16 protein-coding genes and 2 rRNA genes are annotated in these 18,237 nt (G+C 67.4%); 3 read left to right on the plus strand and 15 right to left on the minus strand.

Translation table 11 applies throughout. From position 1 onward, the window contains the following. Positions 1-22: 22 nt before the first annotated feature. The gene (locus tag J2S57_RS29245; protein ID WP_307248974.1) at positions 23-877 is read right to left on the minus strand and encodes an SDR family oxidoreductase; all 855 of its coding nucleotides are present in this window, start codon (positions 875-877) and stop codon (positions 23-25) included. A gap of 101 nt (positions 878-978) precedes the next feature. Here J2S57_RS29245 and J2S57_RS29250 point away from each other — a divergent pair, with 101 nt between their 5' ends. After that, on the plus strand, positions 979-1,983 hold the full coding sequence (locus tag J2S57_RS29250) for a sugar-binding transcriptional regulator (protein ID WP_307248976.1): 1,005 nt from the start codon (positions 979-981) through the stop codon (positions 1,981-1,983). A gap of 43 nt (positions 1,984-2,026) precedes the next feature. Here the strand turns inward: J2S57_RS29250 and J2S57_RS29255 are convergent, their stop codons facing one another. The 9 genes from J2S57_RS29255 to J2S57_RS29295 all read right to left on the minus strand — a co-directional run bounded on the left by J2S57_RS29255 (position 2,027) and on the right by J2S57_RS29295 (position 10,728). Beyond that, positions 2,027-3,607 (minus strand): MDR family MFS transporter, encoded by a 1,581-nt coding sequence (locus tag J2S57_RS29255; protein ID WP_307248978.1) that lies wholly within the window; start codon positions 3,605-3,607, stop codon positions 2,027-2,029. Between the two features lie 21 nt (positions 3,608-3,628). Further along, positions 3,629-4,231 carry a TetR/AcrR family transcriptional regulator gene (locus tag J2S57_RS29260; protein WP_307248980.1) on the minus strand — a complete coding sequence of 201 codons (603 nt, stop codon included), beginning with the start codon at positions 4,229-4,231 and terminating at the stop codon, positions 3,629-3,631. 194 nt (positions 4,232-4,425) lie between these two features. Next, positions 4,426-6,195, minus strand: a complete 1,770-nt coding sequence (locus J2S57_RS29265; protein ID WP_307248981.1) for a cyanobactin maturation protease PatG family protein — start codon at positions 6,193-6,195, stop codon at positions 4,426-4,428. A 57-nt stretch (positions 6,196-6,252) separates the two neighbouring features. Further along, complete coding sequence (locus J2S57_RS29270) at positions 6,253-6,531, minus strand: hypothetical protein (RefSeq protein ID WP_307248982.1); 279 nt, start codon at positions 6,529-6,531, stop codon at positions 6,253-6,255. Next, the gene (locus J2S57_RS29275) at positions 6,528-6,740 is read right to left on the minus strand and encodes a cyanobactin biosynthesis system PatB/AcyB/McaB family protein (protein WP_307248984.1); all 213 of its coding nucleotides are present in this window, start codon (positions 6,738-6,740) and stop codon (positions 6,528-6,530) included. Before J2S57_RS29275 ends, J2S57_RS29270 begins: the two co-directional genes overlap by 4 nt. Continuing rightward, the gene (locus J2S57_RS29280; RefSeq protein ID WP_307248986.1) at positions 6,725-8,779 is read right to left on the minus strand and encodes a PatA/PatG family cyanobactin maturation protease; all 2,055 of its coding nucleotides are present in this window, start codon (positions 8,777-8,779) and stop codon (positions 6,725-6,727) included. The genes J2S57_RS29275 and J2S57_RS29280 overlap by 16 nt, the downstream gene beginning before the upstream one ends. Before the next feature lie 84 nt (positions 8,780-8,863). Beyond that, positions 8,864-9,001: a hypothetical protein gene (locus J2S57_RS29285; protein WP_307248987.1), complete on the minus strand. Its 138-nt coding sequence runs from the start codon at positions 8,999-9,001 to the stop codon at positions 8,864-8,866. A 125-nt stretch (positions 9,002-9,126) separates the two neighbouring features. Then, positions 9,127-9,279 carry an anacyclamide/piricyclamide family prenylated cyclic peptide gene (locus tag J2S57_RS29290; protein WP_307248989.1) on the minus strand — a complete coding sequence of 51 codons (153 nt, stop codon included), beginning with the start codon at positions 9,277-9,279 and terminating at the stop codon, positions 9,127-9,129. A 519-nt stretch (positions 9,280-9,798) separates the two neighbouring features. After that, complete coding sequence (locus J2S57_RS29295; RefSeq protein WP_307248991.1) at positions 9,799-10,728, minus strand: LysR family transcriptional regulator; 930 nt, start codon at positions 10,726-10,728, stop codon at positions 9,799-9,801. 86 nt (positions 10,729-10,814) lie between these two features. Between J2S57_RS29295 and J2S57_RS29300 the strand changes: the two genes are divergently transcribed. Then, positions 10,815-11,738, plus strand: a complete 924-nt coding sequence (locus J2S57_RS29300) for an EamA family transporter (RefSeq protein ID WP_307248993.1) — start codon at positions 10,815-10,817, stop codon at positions 11,736-11,738. Here the strand turns inward: J2S57_RS29300 and J2S57_RS29305 are convergent. Beyond that, positions 11,690-12,076 carry a DUF1304 domain-containing protein gene (locus tag J2S57_RS29305; protein ID WP_307248995.1) on the minus strand — a complete coding sequence of 129 codons (387 nt, stop codon included), beginning with the start codon at positions 12,074-12,076 and terminating at the stop codon, positions 11,690-11,692. The genes J2S57_RS29300 and J2S57_RS29305 overlap by 49 nt on opposite strands. Positions 12,077-12,177: 101 nt before the next feature. Here J2S57_RS29305 and J2S57_RS29310 point away from each other — a divergent pair, with 101 nt between their 5' ends. Then, on the plus strand, positions 12,178-12,762 hold the full coding sequence (locus J2S57_RS29310) for a TetR/AcrR family transcriptional regulator (protein WP_307248997.1): 585 nt from the start codon (positions 12,178-12,180) through the stop codon (positions 12,760-12,762). A gap of 163 nt (positions 12,763-12,925) precedes the next feature. Here J2S57_RS29310 and J2S57_RS29315 read toward each other — a convergent pair whose 3' ends face one another. The 4 genes from J2S57_RS29315 to J2S57_RS29330 all read right to left on the minus strand — a co-directional run bounded on the left by J2S57_RS29315 (position 12,926) and on the right by J2S57_RS29330 (position 18,163). Beyond that, entirely contained in the window at positions 12,926-13,270 is a 345-nt protein-coding gene (locus tag J2S57_RS29315; protein WP_307248999.1) for a hypothetical protein, read from the minus strand. 331 nt (positions 13,271-13,601) lie between these two features. Continuing rightward, the gene (locus J2S57_RS29320; RefSeq protein ID WP_307249002.1) at positions 13,602-14,468 is read right to left on the minus strand and encodes a hypothetical protein; all 867 of its coding nucleotides are present in this window, start codon (positions 14,466-14,468) and stop codon (positions 13,602-13,604) included. A 348-nt stretch (positions 14,469-14,816) separates the two neighbouring features. Beyond that, a 5S ribosomal RNA gene (gene rrf, locus J2S57_RS29325) occupies positions 14,817-14,933 on the minus strand. A gap of 102 nt (positions 14,934-15,035) precedes the next feature. Next, positions 15,036-18,163, minus strand: a 23S ribosomal RNA gene (locus J2S57_RS29330). Positions 18,164-18,237: the final 74 nt, after the last annotated feature.

Raw genomic sequence — 18,237 nt, forward strand, 5'->3', positions numbered from 1 at the left:
ATGATCGGCGACCGCCCGCGGCTCAGTTCGTGCCGGAAGACGAAAACCCTTCAACGGCACCGCCGGTCAGGAACTCGCGCGCTCCCCGCAGACGCACGTCGAGCCGGGCCTGGGTGGCGGTGCTGTCGAGCCGGACGTCGATCGGCCCGGGCACCGCGGTGTCCGCGCGGAGACCAGTGGGCAGCTTCGTCTCGTCGAGCCCGTCGCGGCGGGCGATGAGCACGCCCAGTTCGTGGCGGCTGACGGCGTCGGTACCGGCCAGATGATGGACGCCCGAAGCGTCCTGGTCTCCCAGCTCCAGCAGGGCGGTGGCCAGGTCGGTGACGTGCACGGCGCAGCGCAGCTCGTCGGTGAACAGCACGCCCGAACGCGATCCGTCGGCCAGGCCGTGCACGAAACGTTCGGTCATCGACTCGTGGCGGCCCACGATCAGCGAGGTCCGGGCGATCACCGAGGCCGGGTCGAGCCCGGCCACCGCCACCTCGGCCGCCGCCTTCGCCGCGCCGTAGGCACTCACCGGGTCGGGCTTCGCCGTCTCGTCGTAGGGGCCGGCGAGGCCGGAGAAGATCGCCTCGCTCGAGACGTGCACCAGCCGGGCCCCGACCTCGCGGGCGGCCGCGGCCACGTGCATGGCGCCGTCGGCGGTGGTGCTCCAGTCCGACTGCCGGTAGGCGGCGTTCACGACCAGCGAGGGACGCACGGACGCCAGGAGGGCGGCCACCTCACCCCGGTCGGTGATGTCGAGACGGTGCCACCGGGCCGCAGCCCCACCGGGCGACGTCAGATAGGTCGCCGCGACCGTCCGGCCCTGCTGCAGACCGAGCCGCACGAGCTCGCGGCCGAGGAATCCACTGCCACCGACGACCAGGAGGTCCACGTGGTTAGCCCATCTGTCAGAATAGAAATTCAGTATTGGCCCGACATGCGCTACGGTCGGCGGAACTGTCGGCCCACCGTCACGAAGTCCGAGGATCACCGGTGACCAGCACACCTGCGCACGAGCCGTCCGAGCAGACGCGTGACCTCGAGCCGGAACAGCTGCGGCTGCTCGTGCGCGTCGCCCGGCTCTACCACGAGCAGGGCGTGCGCCAGCCGCAGATCGCCGCCGACCTGCACATCTCGCAGCCGCGGGTGTCCCGGCTGCTGAAGCAGGCCACGAAGCTCGGCATCGTGCACACGGTCGTGACCGTGCCCACCGGCGTGCACTCCGACGTCGAGGAGCAGGTGCGCACAGCCTACGGGCTGCGCGACGTGGTGGTCGCCGAGGTCCCGCCCGGCGAGGAGGACCGGCACCTGCAGGTTCTCGCCTCGTCCGCGGCCGCCTACCTCGACGCGACGCTCAGCGGTGGCGACGACATCGGCATCTCGGCCTGGAGCGCGAGCCTGCTGGCGACTGTGGAGGCGATGCGCCCCAAGCGCCCGGCCGTCGCGCGCATCGTCAGTCAGGTGCTGGGCGGCATCGGCGACCCGAACGCCCAGGTCCGGGCGACGCGTCTGCTGAGCCGCTTCGCCGAGGTCACCGGAGGGCAGCCGGTGTTCATGCCGACGCCCGGTCTGGTCGGCAGCTCGCAGCTGCGCGAGGCGCTGACGGCCGATCCGTCGGTGGCCGGGATCGTGCGCTCGTGGGAGCAGCTGACCCTGCTGCTGGTCGGCATCGGCGGGCTGAGCCCGTCGCCCCTGCTGCGCAGCAGCGGCAACGCGATCACCGACGAGGAACAGCGCGAGCTGCGTGAGGCGAAGGCCGTGGGTGACGTGTGCCTGCGCTACATCGACGCCGAGGGCCGGCTCGTGGACTCGGCGTTCGACCAGCGCGTCGTGGGGATCACGCCCGGCCAGATCATGCGCATCGAACGGCGGGTCGGGGTGGCCGGCGGCGCCGAGAAGCACACCGCGATCCGGGCCGCCCTGCTCGGCGGCTGGGTGAACGTGCTCGTCACCGACCTGGAGTCGGCCTCGTTCCTGCTCGACCACAAGCCCAGCTGAAAGGGTGGACGCCGCGGTCACCACGGCGTCCACCCTTTCAGTTCTAGACGGTCGCCTCTTCGATCACCGGATCGGCGTCGGGCTCGGCAGCGTGCCCGTCGGCGAGCTCCTTCTCCGGCAGCAGGAACGCCAGCACCAGACCGACCGCGAAGATCGGGATCAGGTACAGGAACACCGGCGTCAGGGCGTGCTGGTACGAGGAGATCACCGCGTCCTGGGCCGCCTGCGGCAGTGCGTGCACCAGCGCGGGGGTCAGGGAGTCGGCGTCACCCACGGCCGAGGCCGAGGACGCGTCGAGCCGCTGCGTGAGCTGGTCGGTCAGACGGCTCGTGAACACCGCGCCGACCGCCGCGATGCCGAGCGTGGCGCCGATCTCCCGGAAGAAGTTGTTCGCCGAGGTGGCCGTGCCGACGTCCGAGGACGGGAAGTCGTTCTGCACGGCCAGAACCAGCGTCTGCATCATCAGGCCCAGACCCGCACCCAGGATGAACACGTACACGCAGATCAGCGCGACGATGGTGTCGACGGTGAGGGTCGACATGCACAGTGCAGCCAGCATGACGAGCGCGACCCCGGCGATCGGGTACCAGCGGTAGCGGCCGGTGCGGCTGATCGCGTTGCCCGAGGGGATGGCCGCGGACATGATGCCGACGACCATCGGGATCAGCAGCAGCCCGGACTCGGTGGCGCTGACGCCGTAGACCATCTGCAGGTAGGTCGGCAGGTAACCGATGATCGCGAACATCCCGACCCCGATGACGATCATGCCGATCAGGGTGGCGATGTTGAAGATCCGGCTGCGGAACAGGTACAGCGGGATCAGCGGCTCGGAGACCCGCGACTCCCAGACGAAGAACAGGACCCAGGCCGCGAGACCACCGGCCGCGGTACCGAGCACCATCGGGTCGGTCCACGCGTACTCGGTGCCGCCCCAGTCGGCCACCAGCACCGTGGCGGTGACGGCGGCGGCCATCAGCACGAAGCCGAGCACGTCGAGCTTGGCCTGCGCCTTGTGCTTGGGCAGCTTGAGCACGACGGCGCACACGATCAGCGCCAGACCACCCAGCGGCAGGTTGATCCAAAACGCGTACCGCCAGCCGATGCTGTCGGTGAACCAGCCGCCCAGCAGCGGGCCGGCCACGCTCGACAGGCCGAAGACCGCGCCGATCGGGGCCATGTACTTGGCGCGCTGACGGGCCGGCACCAGGTCGGCGATGATCGCCTGCGACGTGATCATCAGGCCACCGCCACCCAGGCCCTGGATGCCACGGCCGATGATCAGCCAGGTCATGTCCTGCGACAGACCGGCGATCGTGGAGCCGACCAGGAAGATCCCGATGCCGGACAGGAACAGCGTCTTGCGGCCGACGAGGTCACCGATGCGGCCGTAGACCGGCATGGCGATGGTCGCGGCCAGGATGTAGGCGGTGGTCACCCAGGCCATGTGCTGCACGCCGTGCAGCTCACCGACGATGGTGGGCAGCGCGGTGCTGACGATGGTCTGGTCGAGCGCGGACAGCAGCATGGTCAGCATGAGGCCGCTGAAGATCACCCAGAAGTTCGCGGGGACCTCGGAGGGCCCGCTGTTCTCGGGGGTTCTCGCTGCCGGTAAGGGTTCAGCCATGGACGGTGCTCCTTGATTCACTCACGGTTTCAGAAAGCTGTGGAGCAGGGCGACGGTCTTCTCGACCTGCGGCACCGGCGACTCCCCCGACTCCGGTGTCTTGGACCAGCAGCCCAGCCCGGTGCGCATGGCCGAGAAGGCCATCCCGGCGATCAGCGCGGGCGTGCTGTGCTCGGGTTCCAGGCCCAGACGCGTTGCCACGGCCTCGCCCACCGACCGCTCGAAGGTGTCGAAGTTCGCCAGCATCGCGGCCATCACGGCCGGGTGCGCCTGCGCGAGTTCCATGACCTGGCCCAGGTCTTCACGCCCGGGCGGGTTGCTCTCGAGCTCCTTCACCAGCAGCCGGGTGAGGTCGCGCAGTACCTGCACCGGTTCCTGACCGGGTTCGGCCAGGAACTCGGACAGGGCGTCGTCGGGAAGGGCCCGCGGGCCGGCGATGACCGCGGCCTCCTTCGAGGCGAAGTAGTTGAAGAAGGTGCGCCGGGACACCCCGGACTCGGCGCTGATCATGTCGACGGTGACGTGATCGAAGCCGTGCCGCGCGACGAGCCGCAGCGTGGCCTCGTGAATCTCCCGCGCCGTCGCCTGCTTACGGCGAGACCGCAGGTCCCCCTCATTGGTCATACGTTCAAGTATTGCACATTGTGCAAGTTCTGCACACGAGGCACCGTGCTCGTTCGCCAGAGCGTCGATCGCGGCCGGGCAGGAACAGCGGTGGCCCGCCGCACCGCGGCGCGTCGTTCGTCTCGCGCATCGACGAGCCCGGACCACGACGACCCGCTCCACCTGGTCTCGTGATCAGGCCGTGCTCCCCGTGATCACGCGCGCATCGCCCCGGCCCAGCTCCGCACCGGGGCGAGGCCGACCGGCTGGATGTCGCTCACGTCGATCGTCAGCCGGAACACCCGCCCCTGACGACGGCTGTTGCCCGGGTCGAAGAAGCTCAGGCACACGTCCCAGCAGTCGTGGTCGGCCCGGCCGTACGGGCTGCGCTCCACCCCGATCCGGTCGAGCACCAGCCCGGCCGCGGCCGCCTCGGTGAACACGGAGGCCGCCTGCACCACGTTGGTCGCCGCGTAGTTACGGGCCCGGTCGGCGCCGCTGACACCGGGATTGCGCAGGTCGTGGCGAACCCGGGCCAGGAACTCCCGCAACCCGGCCGGGTTTCCGGCCCCCGCCCCGAGCGCGCCCCGCACCAGTCCTTCCTCCGACCAGCCGTGCAGGTGCCGGCCCGCCTCCACCTCGACCACCGGGACCACCTGCCCCGACAGCAGTTCCACACGACGCCCGCACAGCCGCCCCGCCACCGCGACCTGTCCCTCGAGCAGCGCCACGAGCCTTTCGTGCGCCTCGTCGGGGTGGGCCCCCACGGCCTCCAGGGCGTACAGCGGCGTGTGGTCCTGACTCGTCGTCCAGATCAGCGAGGTGATGTCACCGGGCACGGTGCGCAGGTGCGCGGCCATCTGCAGCACGTCGTCGGGCTGGGCCGGGAACACCACCCGGCCGGTGCTCACCGGCGGCATCCTCTGCGCGAACGCCTCTTTCCGCGCCGGCGACCCGAAGTCGTACCCGAGCTTTCCCAGGGCGAAGACCAGGCCGGGCTCCTGAACCCCGGTCAAGCTGAGCGTCACCCTCTCCCCGGCCGCCGCGGCCGGTGGGCCGGGTGACCCGGCGACCGGAGCGTCCACCATCGGGCCCCGCGAACTGCTGCCGGACAGCACCTGACGCATCGCGCCGGGAATGTCGAGCAGCCCCGACAGCCCGCGCTCGGGCTCACCGTGACACCGCTCGGCCGGGATCGGCACGGCCGTGTCGATCAGGGCCTGCCGCACCGCCGGCGGATCGACCGCGAGACCGTACCGGCGCTGCAGGCTGAGCAGGAGACCCGCGACACCCGTGACGATCGGCGTCGAGCAGCTGGTGCCCTTCTGTACCTCGGTACCGCCGCCGGGTCTCGCGCCGGTGATGTTGCCCCCGGGGGCCACGATGCCGTGATCCCGGTACCGCGGCCCGAAGTTGCTGAACTTGTACATCTGGCCGTCGTCGTCCATCGCCCCGACCGTCAGCACCGTCGGCAGGGTCGACGGCGACAGCTGCACCTCGCCGTAGTTGTTGCCCGCCGGGGCGATCACCAGCACGCCCGCCTCTTCGGCCGAGGCCACGGCCCGGCGGATCAGGTCGACGTGGGCTCCCGAGGTCGAGGGCAGGGCGATGCCGAAGTGGACGACGTGCACCCCGGCATTCATCAGGGTGTCGAACGCCCGCACCAGGTTGAGCTGGTCCGTCAGGTCATGGAGGTCGCGGCCGGCCGTCACGACCAGCCCCCGGCACCGCGGCGCGACACCGGGAACCGGACGCTCACCCTGCCCGAAGATCTGCGAGGCGATGAACGTGCCGTGGCGGTGGAGGTAGTCCTCCACGGTCGTGGGCGCGAGCCAGGGCGGATCGATCAGCTCCAGGTCCGCCCCGGCGAAGGCCTCGTGGGAGGAGTCCACCACGCCCTCGATCAGGCCGATCCGGATCTCCGGATCGCCCCTCGTCTCCCGCCACAGGTCTCTCAGGCCGGGAATGTCAGCTGCCGCCACCATGCCGCCACCTCACCCTCCTTCTCCGGCCGTTCAGGCCCGCCCAGCTGTTCAGGTGCGTCAGGCCCAGATCCGGCCGCGACGGGTTCCCGCCGGGCGGGGAATCACCCCCTCCTGCGCGCTGCGCTCGACCCACATCCCGTAGTCCACCAGCCCGCTGTCGAGATGGTGGTCGGTCGGGATCGGCACCGGGCGCGGCGTGCCCGCGGTCGGCGGGGTGGTCAGCCCCCGCCGGGGCACGGACGCCCGCGGGCCGGGCCCCGGGGTCGCCGTGACCTTCGGCTCGGGCGTCTTCTCCACCTCGGGAACGACTTTGCGCTTGGTCTTGGGTGGGGTCACGTGGCCCTCATGCGGTAGTAGGACGGGTAGGCGAAGTACTGCGGGTCGTTGAAGTTCGCGCCGTGCAGCAACCGCATGCGCATGGCGACCCGTTGCTCGGGGGTACCGTGACCGACGTCGACGATGCGGTGCGGCTCGAAGAACGACGGACGGTGCACCGGCGCGACCTGGGGCGGGGTGAGGCTCGGCCCGCTCACGACTCCGGCCACGACCGCACCTCTCCGAGCGTGACCGGCTGCACGTCGCTGACGTCGATGGTGAACCGGAACACGCGCTTGGCCCGGCGGCTGTTCTCCGGGTCGAAGAAGCGCAGACGCACGTCCCAGCAGTCGCTGTCCTGACGGCCGAACGGGCTCTTCTCGACGGTGATCGTGTCGAGCACCAGGCCCATCGCCAGAGCGCTCGCGAAGGTCTGCGCGGCCTGGAAGGCGTTGGTGGCGGCGAAGTTCAGCGCCCGGTCGCGGGAGGTGGCACCCAGGTTGCGCAGGTCGTAGTAGATGCGGCTGAGGAAGTCGCGCAGGCTGGTCGCGACCGTCTCGGCGGGGGCGGTGTCACCGGGCTGGTCGAGCGCGATCTGGGTGGCGCCGGCCACCAGCCGGTTGACCTCCCAGCCGTAAAGACCGCGGCGCTGGCGCAGGTCGAGCACCGGGACCACCTGGCCGGAGAACAGTTTCGCGTTCTGGCCGGACATCGCGCCGGGAATCGCGACCCGCTCGATGAAGTTCTCCGCCTCCTCCACGTCGACCTCACCCGCCAGCAGGCGGATCAGCAGGTCGTAGATATCGGCGGCGTATGGGCCCGACGGTTCCAGCGCGTAGATCGGCGTCAGCTCGAGGTTGAGCGTCCAGATCAGGGCGCTGGCCTCGGACGGGTTGGTGCGCAGGTGGTCGACCATCTGCCGGGCGTCGTAGGGGTTGGCCGGGACGGCGATGCCGTCGATCAGCACCGGGTCCATGAGCTGCTTGAACGAGTCGCGGCGGGCCTCGGTGCCGAAGTCGTAGCCGAGGGTGCCGAGGGCGTAGACCAGCTGTCGGCCCGGGTCCTCCAGATCGGCGGAGAGGACGACCTCCGGGGTGGGCGCCTTCGTCACCGGGGCAGGCACTGTCGTGGACGGGACGACGCCGGCGGTCACCAGGTCCTGGAACGACGGGGTGGGCATGACGGTGGGCCCGGCGACGGCCCGGGGGGCCTCACCACAGCCGCAGCCGGGGGCGGCGCTCAGGACGACCGCCTCGGGCCGGAGCGGCGTTTCGGGGCTCGACGTGGTCGCGGTGGTCTGTGTCGTCGCGAGGTTCCGTGTCGCGGCGGGGGTATGTGTCGTCGCGGGGGTCTGTGTTCCGGAAAGCTGAGTGGTCAAGGCGGTCAGTGCTCCTTCGATGTCGAGAACGCCGGCGAGACAGCGCTCGCAGCCTTCATTTCCGTCGCTGGTGGTGCTGCCTGCGTTGCTGCCTTCGGTGACACAGGAGGACGCGGTGGCCAGCAGGAGCCTTCGCACCCCCGACGGGTCGGGGCGGCTCCCGAGCCGTACCTGCTCGGCCAGCAGCAGGGCCGCCACCCCGGCCACGACGGGAGTGGCCAGACTCGTGCCCGTACGCCGGGCGGTTCCGCCGCCCGGAACCGCGGTGAGAAGGTTCTCTCCGGGAGCCATCAGCCCCTGGTCGCGGTAGGCAGGCCCCCAGTTGCTCATGGCCAGGGGCTTGCCGAGCTCGTCGAGGGCACCCACCGCGAGCACGCCGGGCAACGAGGCCGGCACGTGGTTGCAGGCGCACCCGTCGTTGCCCGCGGCCGCGACCACGAGCACGTTCTCCTGGGCGCACAGCCGCACGGCCCGGCTCAGCGGGTCGTCGGACTCACCGCTGGGGCTGAACTGCCCACCACTGACGTTGATGACGTGGGCACCTCGCTCCACGGCCAGCTCGATGCCCCGGGCCAGCTCGAGCTGGGACGTCTTGTCCCGCCGCGCCGAGAACGCCGGTACCGACAGCCCCCGGCACCTCGGGGCCACACCTCGCACCGCACTGCCCGGCTGGCCGAACAGGACGCTGGCCACGGCCGTTCCGTGCCGGCCGGGGCGGGTCGCGGTGCCCTCGGCCGGCCAGACCCCGGTCAGCACGTCGATGGTGGCGCCGGCCAGCGCCGGATGGTCCCGGGCGACAGGCCCGTCCACCACCGCGACCAGAATGTTCTCGTCGCCCGTGGTCTGCGCCCAGAGCCGTTCCAGCCCGGGGACGCGTTCGAGATCAGTCATCTGCGGCTCCTGAAAGAACGGCTCCGGAACAGGCGGCCCCGGGACGGGTGGTGACAAGCACCCGCCCCGGGGTCACGTCATCCGTTACTCGTCGTCGTCACCGGCGAACGGCGGGAGGTACGGCGGCAGCACCAGGAGCGAGAGGGAAGCGCCTCCCTCGACGGGGGCGGCACCGGTGGGCCTGCGGGTCACCGGAGCGGTGAGCTGCGGCATCGTGTTCATCGGACTGTCCTTTCGTCGAAACGGACGGGCCGGCCAGGACACGACCTGGGGTGCCCGGCCCCTGAATCGGTTACGGCGTGCTGATCAGCTCACGAAAGACGCTCCCGCGGGCGCCTTTCGGGGAATCACTCGTCGTCGTCACCGGCGAACGGCGGGAAGGGCGCCGGGAAGAACATCGACAGCGACGCCCCACCCTCGGCGCTGGCGGTACCGGCCACCCGGCGGGTCACCGGGGCGACGAGCTGCGGAGCGAGACCGGCGTTCGTGTGCGTGGACATATGACTTCTCCTTCTTTCGGATGCGGATTGACTCATCGACCTCCCGTCTCTCCCAGCCGTTTTCGGGCAGGATGAGGAACTGACGGGCGGACGCGTGCGGCGACACCACACAGCGGGCAGCGCGAGACACCGGACCGGTGGAGACCCGGACCGGCGGCACCGCACGGCGGAGGGCGTCGATCAGTGAAACGAGAAGAGATGAAGCGTGCTGGACGACAACCGGGGCACTGGCAGGGGAACGCACCTCGAGGGACGCACGAAGCTCACCTGATTCCCCGTTCTGGAGACTGCCGTTCCCGACGAAGACAACGCTAACATGACCGTCGGTGATCGGAAACCGCTACGCCCGAGTTGTCGCGAGCCAGCCGTGCAGGGCTGCATCATCACCGAAACTCACGTCATCAATAGGCTTTCAGCCTGGTGATCCCTGTTCTCACAGGAGCCGCACGGCGACGATGATGCGTGAATCTTGCAGCAGTGCACACCTAGCGTGATACCTGCCCGTAGTCCAGCAGCGACTCAGTCCCGCAGCTGGAGCACCGGCGGCAGCACCGGGTTCGCCAGCGCGGCCTGGCCCAGCGCCTCCCGGAAGGCCTGCACCGCACGATGTTTCGACCGCCCCTTGCGCACCGCCGTGAAAAGCACCCGCTGCTGATCCCCCGGCAGCGCGACCAGCTGCGTCCCCCCGAGATGCTCGGCCCCGACCAGCGACGGGATGAACGCGACTGCGTGCCCCATCCGCACCAGATGGGCGTGCAGCACCGGGTCCGGGCTCTCGAACCGCACCCGGGGCTCGAAACCGGCCTGACGGCAGAGCAGGTCGGCCCAGGTGCGGGCCGGGCTGTACGACGGGTCGAGCGCCCACGGCGCATCGGCGAGATCGGCCAGGGACTGCGGGCGCGCCGCCAGAAGCCCTTCACCCGGCAACGCCAGCCGCAGGCCGTCCCGGACGAGGTCGACCCGGTCGACGCCCGGCCGCACCGGTTCCGGCAGCCCCGGGTACTCCTCCCCCAGGATCAGGTCGAAGTCGTGAGCCAGCAGCCCTTCGTAGGCCGAGCCGACCTCCCGCTGGGTGATCTCCACCTCCAGCATCGGATGCGTCTGGCTCAGCAGGGTCAGCGCGACCGGCAGGATGCTCAGCAGCACGGTCTGGAAGGAGGCCACCCGCAGCACCCCACGCACGTCGGGCAGGGCGGCCGACAGCTCGGCCTCGGCCAGCTCGAGCTGCTCGAGGATCACCTCCGTGTGCTTGACCAGAGTCAGCGCCTCGTCGGTCAGACGGACGCGCCGCCCGACCTTCTCGAGCAGCTGCACCCCGGCCTCCCGCTCGAGCAACGACAACTGCTGAGAAATTGCGGACGGAGTGTACGAAAGCACCCGGGCAACCTCGGCGAGTGTCCCAGAACGGTTCAACTCATGCAGAATTCGCAACCGGGACAGGTTGAGCATCGAACGCCTCGCTTAAGCTGACCTAACGCTTTCCGGTGACTAACGTTCACTAGACTAAATGAACTCTCCACCTTGATGCTGTTCACATGCCCGCAACACCCCTGACCGGCCCCCGTGCGTCCAGTCCCGCCCTGCTCCTCGTTCTCGGCTCCTGCTTCTCCCTGCAGTTCGGCGCCGGTTTCGCCACCCAGCTCTTCCCGTTCCTGGGCAGCTGGGGCACCACGATGCTCCGCCTCGGCCTGGCGTCACTCGTGCTCCTGGCCTTCACCCGGCCGGCCGTGCGGCAGTGGAGCCGGATCCAGTGGCGCGCCACCCTCGCACTCGGGATCTCGCTCGCGGGCATGAACGGCTTCTTCTACGCCGCGATGGAGCGCCTCCCTCTCGGAACCGCCGTCTCCATCGAGTTTCTCGGCCCCCTGACCCTGGCGGCCGTCCTCAGTCGCCGGGCCCGGGAACTGGCCTGGGTCGGCGTGGCCCTGGGCGGCATGGTGCTGCTCGCGATCGAGAGCCTCACCACCACAACGGCACTCGACCCGCTCGGCGTCTTCTTCGCTCTGATCGCCGCCGCGTTCTGGGCGCTCTACATCCAGACCGGGGCCAAGGTCGGCATTCTCGTGCCGGGCACCGGAGGCCTGGCCGTCGCCCTGGCCGTGGGCACCCTCGCCGTCGCACCCTTCGGCCTGCACGGCGCCCTCGGCGTGGTCGGGAACCCGCACCTGCTGCTCATCGGCCTGGGCACGGCCCTGCTCGCCTCGGTGATCCCCTACACCCTGGAACTGGCCGCGATGCGCCGTATTCCGCGCAACGTGTTCGGCATCCTGCTGAGCCTCGAGCCGGTCGCGGCCACCCTGGTCGGCTGGATGCTGCTCGACCAGCACGCCGGTCCGCTGCGCCTGGCCGCCGTGGCCCTGGTGGTCGCGGCCAGCGTGGGCACGAGCCTGATCAAGCCCGTGGACAACGATCAGCCGGCCAGGACCAGCCCGAGCGTCACCGCCGCCGGAACGAACTGACCCACCGCGGACTTCAGGTAGCTGCGCCCGGTGCTGATCAGCACCAGCCCGGCCAGCGCCATGCAGCCGGTCCCGAACACCACCAGGGTCTTGCCCACGATCAGCGCGTCGCCGTCGGCCTGCAGCAGCACCAGCCCGACGGCGACGCCGATCGCCAGCGCCAGGTTGTAGAACCCCTGGTTGTAGGCCATCGGCCGGATCGTCTCGGCGTCCTGCTGGCTCGGGATGTTGAACCGCGCGTACACCGCCGGCCGAGTCCACAGCACGCTCTCCAGCACGAATGCCGTCACATGGAACAGCACCGCCAGCACGCCCACGATCGTCGCCGCGATCAGCACGGTCACTCCTCAGCCCTCGAAACCGTCACAAATTCTGAACCGATCGGTTCGGATTGATACTCTGGACCGATCGGTTCGGAATGTCAACGCAAGGGAACCCCGTGGCACGCAGCAAGGAGTTCGACGACCTGACCGCGGTCACGGCCGCCCGGGACGTGTTCTGGGAGCGGGGCTACGCCTCCACCTCACTGGCCCAGCTGCAGACGGCGACCGGCCTGAGCAAGTCCAGCCTGTACGAGACCTACGGCAGCAAGCGGGAACTCTTCACCCGCGCCGCCGAGAACTACCTCGAGCGCGTCGTGCTCCCCCGCCTCGCTCCCCTGGAAGAGCCCGGCGCCGACCTCGAGACCCTGGCCGCCTACTTCTCCGGCCTGGCCACCTTTTTCCGGGCCGCCCCTGACCGCATCGCCCGCCGCGGCTGCCTCCTGCTGAACACGGCCATGGACCTCAATGACCTCGACGACGACGCGGCCGCCCTCGTGACCGGCTACCGGCAGCGGGTGTTCGACGCGTTCGCGGGGGTGCTGCGCCGCAGCGAAGTACCCGACCCGGACCACCGGGCCGAGATCCTGACCGCCGCCCAGATCGGCCTGATGGTCACGTCCCGCCTTGACCCCGCCCTCGCGGCCTCTGCGGCCGAAGCCCTGACCCAGGATGTGAACCCGCGCAACCACACGATCGACTAGCTGCGCAGAGGCGGGGCCTGTCACCTTCGGCGACAACTGACCGGGTCAGCCGATCCCGCGCTGATCGCCGACGCGTCTTGCCGGTCGGCACACCGTGCGACCGGGGATGGTGGACAGGCACGGGCCCGGTAGCTGTCCACCGGGCCCGCCCCCTCATGCTTCTTCAGCAGGGGTTGATCGCTCCGCGGCTGATGCCGTCGGAGTTGAGCGGGAGGTTGTCGTCGGAGTACCACCCCTGCGTGTCCGTCCCGGAGATGCGCAGGTGCGTCCAGGAGTTGCCGTAGTCGTTATAGACGTAGCAGTGGTAATACAGCAGCGTTCCCGAGGAGATCTGGGTGACGTTTCCACAAGCCGAGTACGGGCCGACCTTCAGGTTGTACGTGCCCAGGGACCGGCCGGAGCCGGCGTCCGGATTGCTCCAGCTCCAGCCGGAACACGTGACGGCGGCCTGGCTGGCGGTGGCGCCCGCCACGCCGGACGCCACCGCGATGCCGGTTGCCATCAGCACCGCCGCGACTCTGTTTCGGATCCTTCGCATGTTGCGTCCTCCACGTCAGGGGTGAGTGCACCGGGTCGTGATCCCAGTGCACCTGACATTGGATCGCAAATGTCCGGTATGTACGATATCGCAGCGATGTCGCGCCATCACATCCCTGCCCTATTCTCACGGCAACCAGATGTCCACGAGCTGATTCGTCACGCGCCGGCTCCGGGGCCGGATTCCGGCCACTGCTCGGCGCCCCACGCCTGAAATCGCTCCGCTGCCCCGAACCCCGCTCACGGGAGCACCCTCACGCCAGGCACGCTCGCCTACCCCTCCGGGGGTGCCTGTTGCCGAATCAGCCCGGACGCTGAGCGCCCTCGCCGGCGTCACAGATTTGCGTGACCTGAGCCTGGCTCCGCCCGATCCAGCCGGCCACCTCGGTCACACCCTTCCACCGCCCGGCGGCGTCCCGCTTCACATGCCGACGCACCAGGTCGTCGCGGATCTGCGTCACCACCCGCCGACGCACCTGCGCCGCGATGATGGAAGAAGCCACCGCGAAGTACCGTTCCCGCACCTCGTCCAGGCTCCCGTCCAGCCGGATCCCCCGCTCGGCCGCCAGCTTTCGCAACCCGTCGTCGTCGCGGGCCTTGAGCTCGGCCGGGGGCAGCAGGGCCTTGGTACGGGCGGCGAAGAACTCGTCAGGCTGCCAGTGACCGGCCTTCTGCAGCCCCCGCCGGGCCCCGGGATCGAAGCACGTCAGTACCCAGGCCAGCTCGGCCCGCTGCTGCCTGAGCTCCACCAGCCTGCCGTCAGCCTCGTTTGCCACCCCTGCGGCCAGCCTCAGCCGAGCCGGAACCTCAGACGCCGTCGCCGCACCCCCGAGTTCCCGCACGGCCCAGGCCGTTTCCCGCTCCATGATGGCCTCTTCGTCCGGCACGCGCAGCCCCGACCGGGTGTGCCCCGCGGTCTCTTTCGGCGGTGCCGCAGGCAACGGCAATCCCCGGAGTTCCTTGACCAGGCCCGAGCGCAGCTCCCGTCCCTGCTTACGTTTGCCCGAGATCGTCTGCCGGGACGTGCCCAGCAGGCTCGCGATCGTCTCCACGCCCCAGCCGGCGTCGTCGGTGAGCGCGGCGACGTACGCGCTGAGCATCGGTGCCCGGGTGCGGTCGGCGTGCAGTTCGCGCAGAAGCCTGACGGCGTCAGTGGTGTCAGCGTCCATGATGCGCCGAGCCTATGCGGTCTCGATGGTGGACGTTGCGGTACCGTCCCGGGCTCACCTCACCATTCCGTGCGGGCCTGGTCGGTCAAAGTGGTGGTCGGGGCCGGATATTGGCTCCATCATGCCGGTCGGATCACGTCGGGCCGGGTCAGGGGCTGTGATGGACGGGGCCTCGGCGGCCTTCCTGAGCCTTCCTGGGCCTTCCTGGACGGGCGGGGTGATGCTGGTGCGGCCTGGCCGCGCCAAGATCACCCGGTCCTGGTTCTCCCTGGGAAGCAAACGCAGAAGTGGCGGCCCGCGCCGCCTTCTTTCGAAGGCGGGGGCCGCCACTTCTGTCTTTCAATGATTGTCCGGCGATGTCCTACTCTCCCACACCGTAACCAGTGCAGTACCATCGGCGCAGGCAGGCTTAGCTTCCGGGTTCGGAATGAGACCGGGCGTTTCCCTGCCGCTATGATCGCCGTAACTCTACCGGCACAACCAGCCACCCTCAGGGTGGGCGTGGTCGTTTCCCGTGAACCGCATAGTGGACGTGAACAATCTTTACGCGCTCAACTCAACGAGTGAGTGAGTAAGTCATCGGCATATTAGTACCGGTCAGCTTCACAAGTCTTCAGTCCTTGCTTCCACATCCGGCCTATCAACCCAGTAGTCTGGCTGGGAGCCTCTCACACCTCGAGGGTGCATGGAAACCTCATCTTGAAGCGAGCTTCCCGCTTAGATGCCTTCAGCGGTTATCCCTTCCGAACGTAGCTAACCAGCGGTGCCCTTGGCAGGACAACTGGCACACCAGAGGTTCGTCCGTCCCGGTCCTCTCGTACTAGGGACAGCCCTTCTCAAGTTTCCAACGCGCGCAGCGGATAGGGACCGAACTGTCTCACGACGTTCTAAACCCAGCTCGCGTACCGCTTTAATGGGCGAACAGCCCAACCCTTGGGACCTACTCCAGCCCCAGGATGCGACGAGCCGACATCGAGGTGCCAAACCATGCCGTCGATATGGACTCTTGGGCAAGATCAGCCTGTTATCCCCGGGGTACCTTTTATCCGTTGAGCGACAGCGCTTCCACAAGCCACTGCCGGATCACTAGTCCCGACTTTCGTCCCTGCTCGACCTGTCGGTCTCACAGTCAAGCTCCCTTGTGCACTTACACTCGACACCTGATTGCCAACCAGGCTGAGGGAACCTTTGGGCGCCTCCGTTACTCTTTAGGAGGCAACCGCCCCAGTTAAACTACCCACCAGGCACTGTCCCTGATCCGGATCACGGACCAAAGTTAGACATCCAGAACGACCAGAGTGGTATTTCAACGTCGACTCCACCAACACTAGCGTGCCAGCTTCACAGTCTCCCACCTATCCTACACAAGCCGTACCGAACACCAATACCAAGCTATAGTAAAGGTCCCGGGGTCTTTCCGTCCTGCTGCGCGTAACGAGCATCTTTACTCGTAGTGCAATTTCGCCGAGTTCGCGGTTGAGACAGCGGAGAAGTCGTTACGCCATTCGTGCAGGTCGGAACTTACCCGACAAGGAATTTCGCTACCTTAGGATGGTTATAGTTACCACCGCCGTTTACTGGCGCTTAAGTTCTCAGCTTCGCCCCGAAAGGCTAACCGGTCCCCTTAACGTTCCAGCACCGGGCAGGCGTCAGTCCGTATACATCGTCTTGCGACTTCGCACGGACCTGTGTTTTTAGTAAACAGTCGCTTCTCCCTGGTCTCTGCGGCCCTCAAACGCTCACCGGAGCAAGTCCAGGTCACGCCTCAGGCCCCCCTTCTCCCGAAGTTACGGGGGCATTTTGCCGAGTTCCTTAACCACGATTCACTCGATCGCCTTAGTATTCTCTACCTGACCACCTGAGTCGGTTTAGGGTACGGGCGGCTCGAACCTCGCTAGATGCTTTTCTCGACAGCATAGGATCACCCACTTCCCGCCAATGCGGTCATCATCACATCTCAGGCTCATCATCAAAGAAAGAACTGCGGATTTGCCTACAGCTCGCCCTACATGCTTAAACGTGGACAACCATCGCCACGCGGAGGCTACCTTCCTGTGTCACACCATCGCTTAACTACTACCGATTCAGGTCCAAGGCTCCACCGCCGGCACCCGAAGGTCCCATTGGCTTCACGATGTTAGTATCCTCGGGCTCGCTATGGGCGGTTCTACGCCGGTACGGGAATATCAACCCGTTGTCCATCGACTACGCCTGTCGGCCTCGCCTTAGGTCCCGACTTACCCAGGGCGGATTAGCCTGGCCCTGGAACCCTTGGTCATTCGGCGGACGGGTTTCTCACCCGTCTTTCGCTACTCATGCCTGCATTCTCACTCGTGTGGCGTCCACGCCTGGGTCACCCCGACGCTTCACTCGCCACACGACGCTCCCCTACCCATCCCAACACCTGAAAAACTCATCAAGGAGAATCTAGGTCATTGCTGGAATGCCACAGCTTCGGCGGTGTACTTGAGCCCCGCTACATTGTCGGCGCGGAATCACTTGACCAGTGAGCTATTACGCACTCTTTAAAGGGTGGCTGCTTCTAAGCCAACCTCCTGGTTGTCACAGCAACTCCACATCCTTTCCCACTTAGCACACGCTTAGGGGCCTTAGCTGGTGATCTGGGCTGTTTCCCTCTCGACTACGAAGCTTATCCCCCGCAGTCTCACTGCCACGCTCTCACTTACCGGCATTCGGAGTTTGGCTGACGTCAGTAACCTTGTAGGGCCCATTAGCCATCCAGTAGCTCTACCTCCGGCAAGAAACACGCAACGCTGCACCTAAATGCATTTCGGGGAGAACCAGCTATCACGGAGTTTGATTGGCCTTTCACCCCTACCCACAGCTCATCCCCCAGGTTTTCAACCCTGGTGGGTTCGGTCCTCCACGCGGTCTTACCCGCGCTTCAACCTGGCCATGGGTAGATCACTCCGCTTCGGGTCTAGAGCATGCGACTGAATCGCCCTATTCGGACTCGCTTTCGCTACGGCTACCCCACACGGGTTAACCTCGCCACACACCACTAACTCGCAGGCTCATTCTTCAAAAGGCACGCCGTCACCCCGCAAGGCTCCGACGGATTGTAGGCACACGGTTTCAGGTACTATTTCACTCCCCTCCCGGGGTACTTTTCATCTTTCCCTCACGGTACTAGTCCGCTATCGGTCACCAGGGAGTATTTAGGCTTAGCAGGTGGTCCTGCCAGATTCACACGAGATTCCACGAGCCCCGTGCTACTTGGGACGCCCACAAGAAAGACCAGCACATTTCGTCTACGGGACTAACACCCTCTACGGTCGCCCATTCAATGGCGTTCGACTACATGCAGGTTTTTTGACTCTCCACTACCTCGACAGCGGTAATAAGCGGGATCCCACAACCCCGGACATGCAACGCCTGTCAGCTATCACACACGCCCGGTTTGGCCTCATCCGCTTTCGCTCGCCACTACTCACGGAATCACTGTTGTTTTCTCTTCCTGACGGTACTGAGATGTTTCACTTCCCGTCGTGCCCTCCCAACACCCTATATATTCAGGTGCAGGTGACTGGACTTGCCTCCAGCCGGGTTACCCCATTCGGAAATCCTCGAATCACAGCTCGGTTGCCAGCTCCTCGAGGCTTATCGCAGGCTCCTACGTCCTTCATCGGCTCCTGGTGCCAAGACATCCACCGTGTGCCCTTAAAAACTTACCAACACACCCCACCCACAAAAGGCAGGATGCACTCGGAAAAATTAAGCACAGAATTAAAGATGCTCACGTCCACTA

Origin of the sequence: Kineosporia succinea, assembly GCF_030811555.1 — a bacterium.
Taxonomy (GTDB): domain Bacteria; phylum Actinomycetota; class Actinomycetes; order Actinomycetales; family Kineosporiaceae; genus Kineosporia; species Kineosporia succinea.

Coding starts and splice junctions, on each gene's coding strand:
- J2S57_RS29320 (WP_307249002.1), bottom strand. CDS start 14,468: ATGGACGCTGACACCACTGACGCCGTCAGGCTTCTGCGCGAACTGCAC.
- J2S57_RS29255 (WP_307248978.1), bottom strand. CDS start 3,607: ATGGCTGAACCCTTACCGGCAGCGAGAACCCCCGAGAACAGCGGGCCC.
- J2S57_RS29285 (WP_307248987.1), bottom strand. CDS start 9,001: ATGAACACGATGCCGCAGCTCACCGCTCCGGTGACCCGCAGGCCCACC.
- J2S57_RS29260 (WP_307248980.1), bottom strand. CDS start 4,231: ATGACCAATGAGGGGGACCTGCGGTCTCGCCGTAAGCAGGCGACGGCG.
- J2S57_RS29265 (WP_307248981.1), bottom strand. CDS start 6,195: ATGGTGGCGGCAGCTGACATTCCCGGCCTGAGAGACCTGTGGCGGGAG.
- J2S57_RS29300 (WP_307248993.1), top strand. CDS start 10,815: ATGCCCGCAACACCCCTGACCGGCCCCCGTGCGTCCAGTCCCGCCCTG.
- J2S57_RS29280 (WP_307248986.1), bottom strand. CDS start 8,779: ATGACTGATCTCGAACGCGTCCCCGGGCTGGAACGGCTCTGGGCGCAG.
- J2S57_RS29295 (WP_307248991.1), bottom strand. CDS start 10,728: ATGCTCAACCTGTCCCGGTTGCGAATTCTGCATGAGTTGAACCGTTCT.
- J2S57_RS29290 (WP_307248989.1), bottom strand. CDS start 9,279: ATGTCCACGCACACGAACGCCGGTCTCGCTCCGCAGCTCGTCGCCCCG.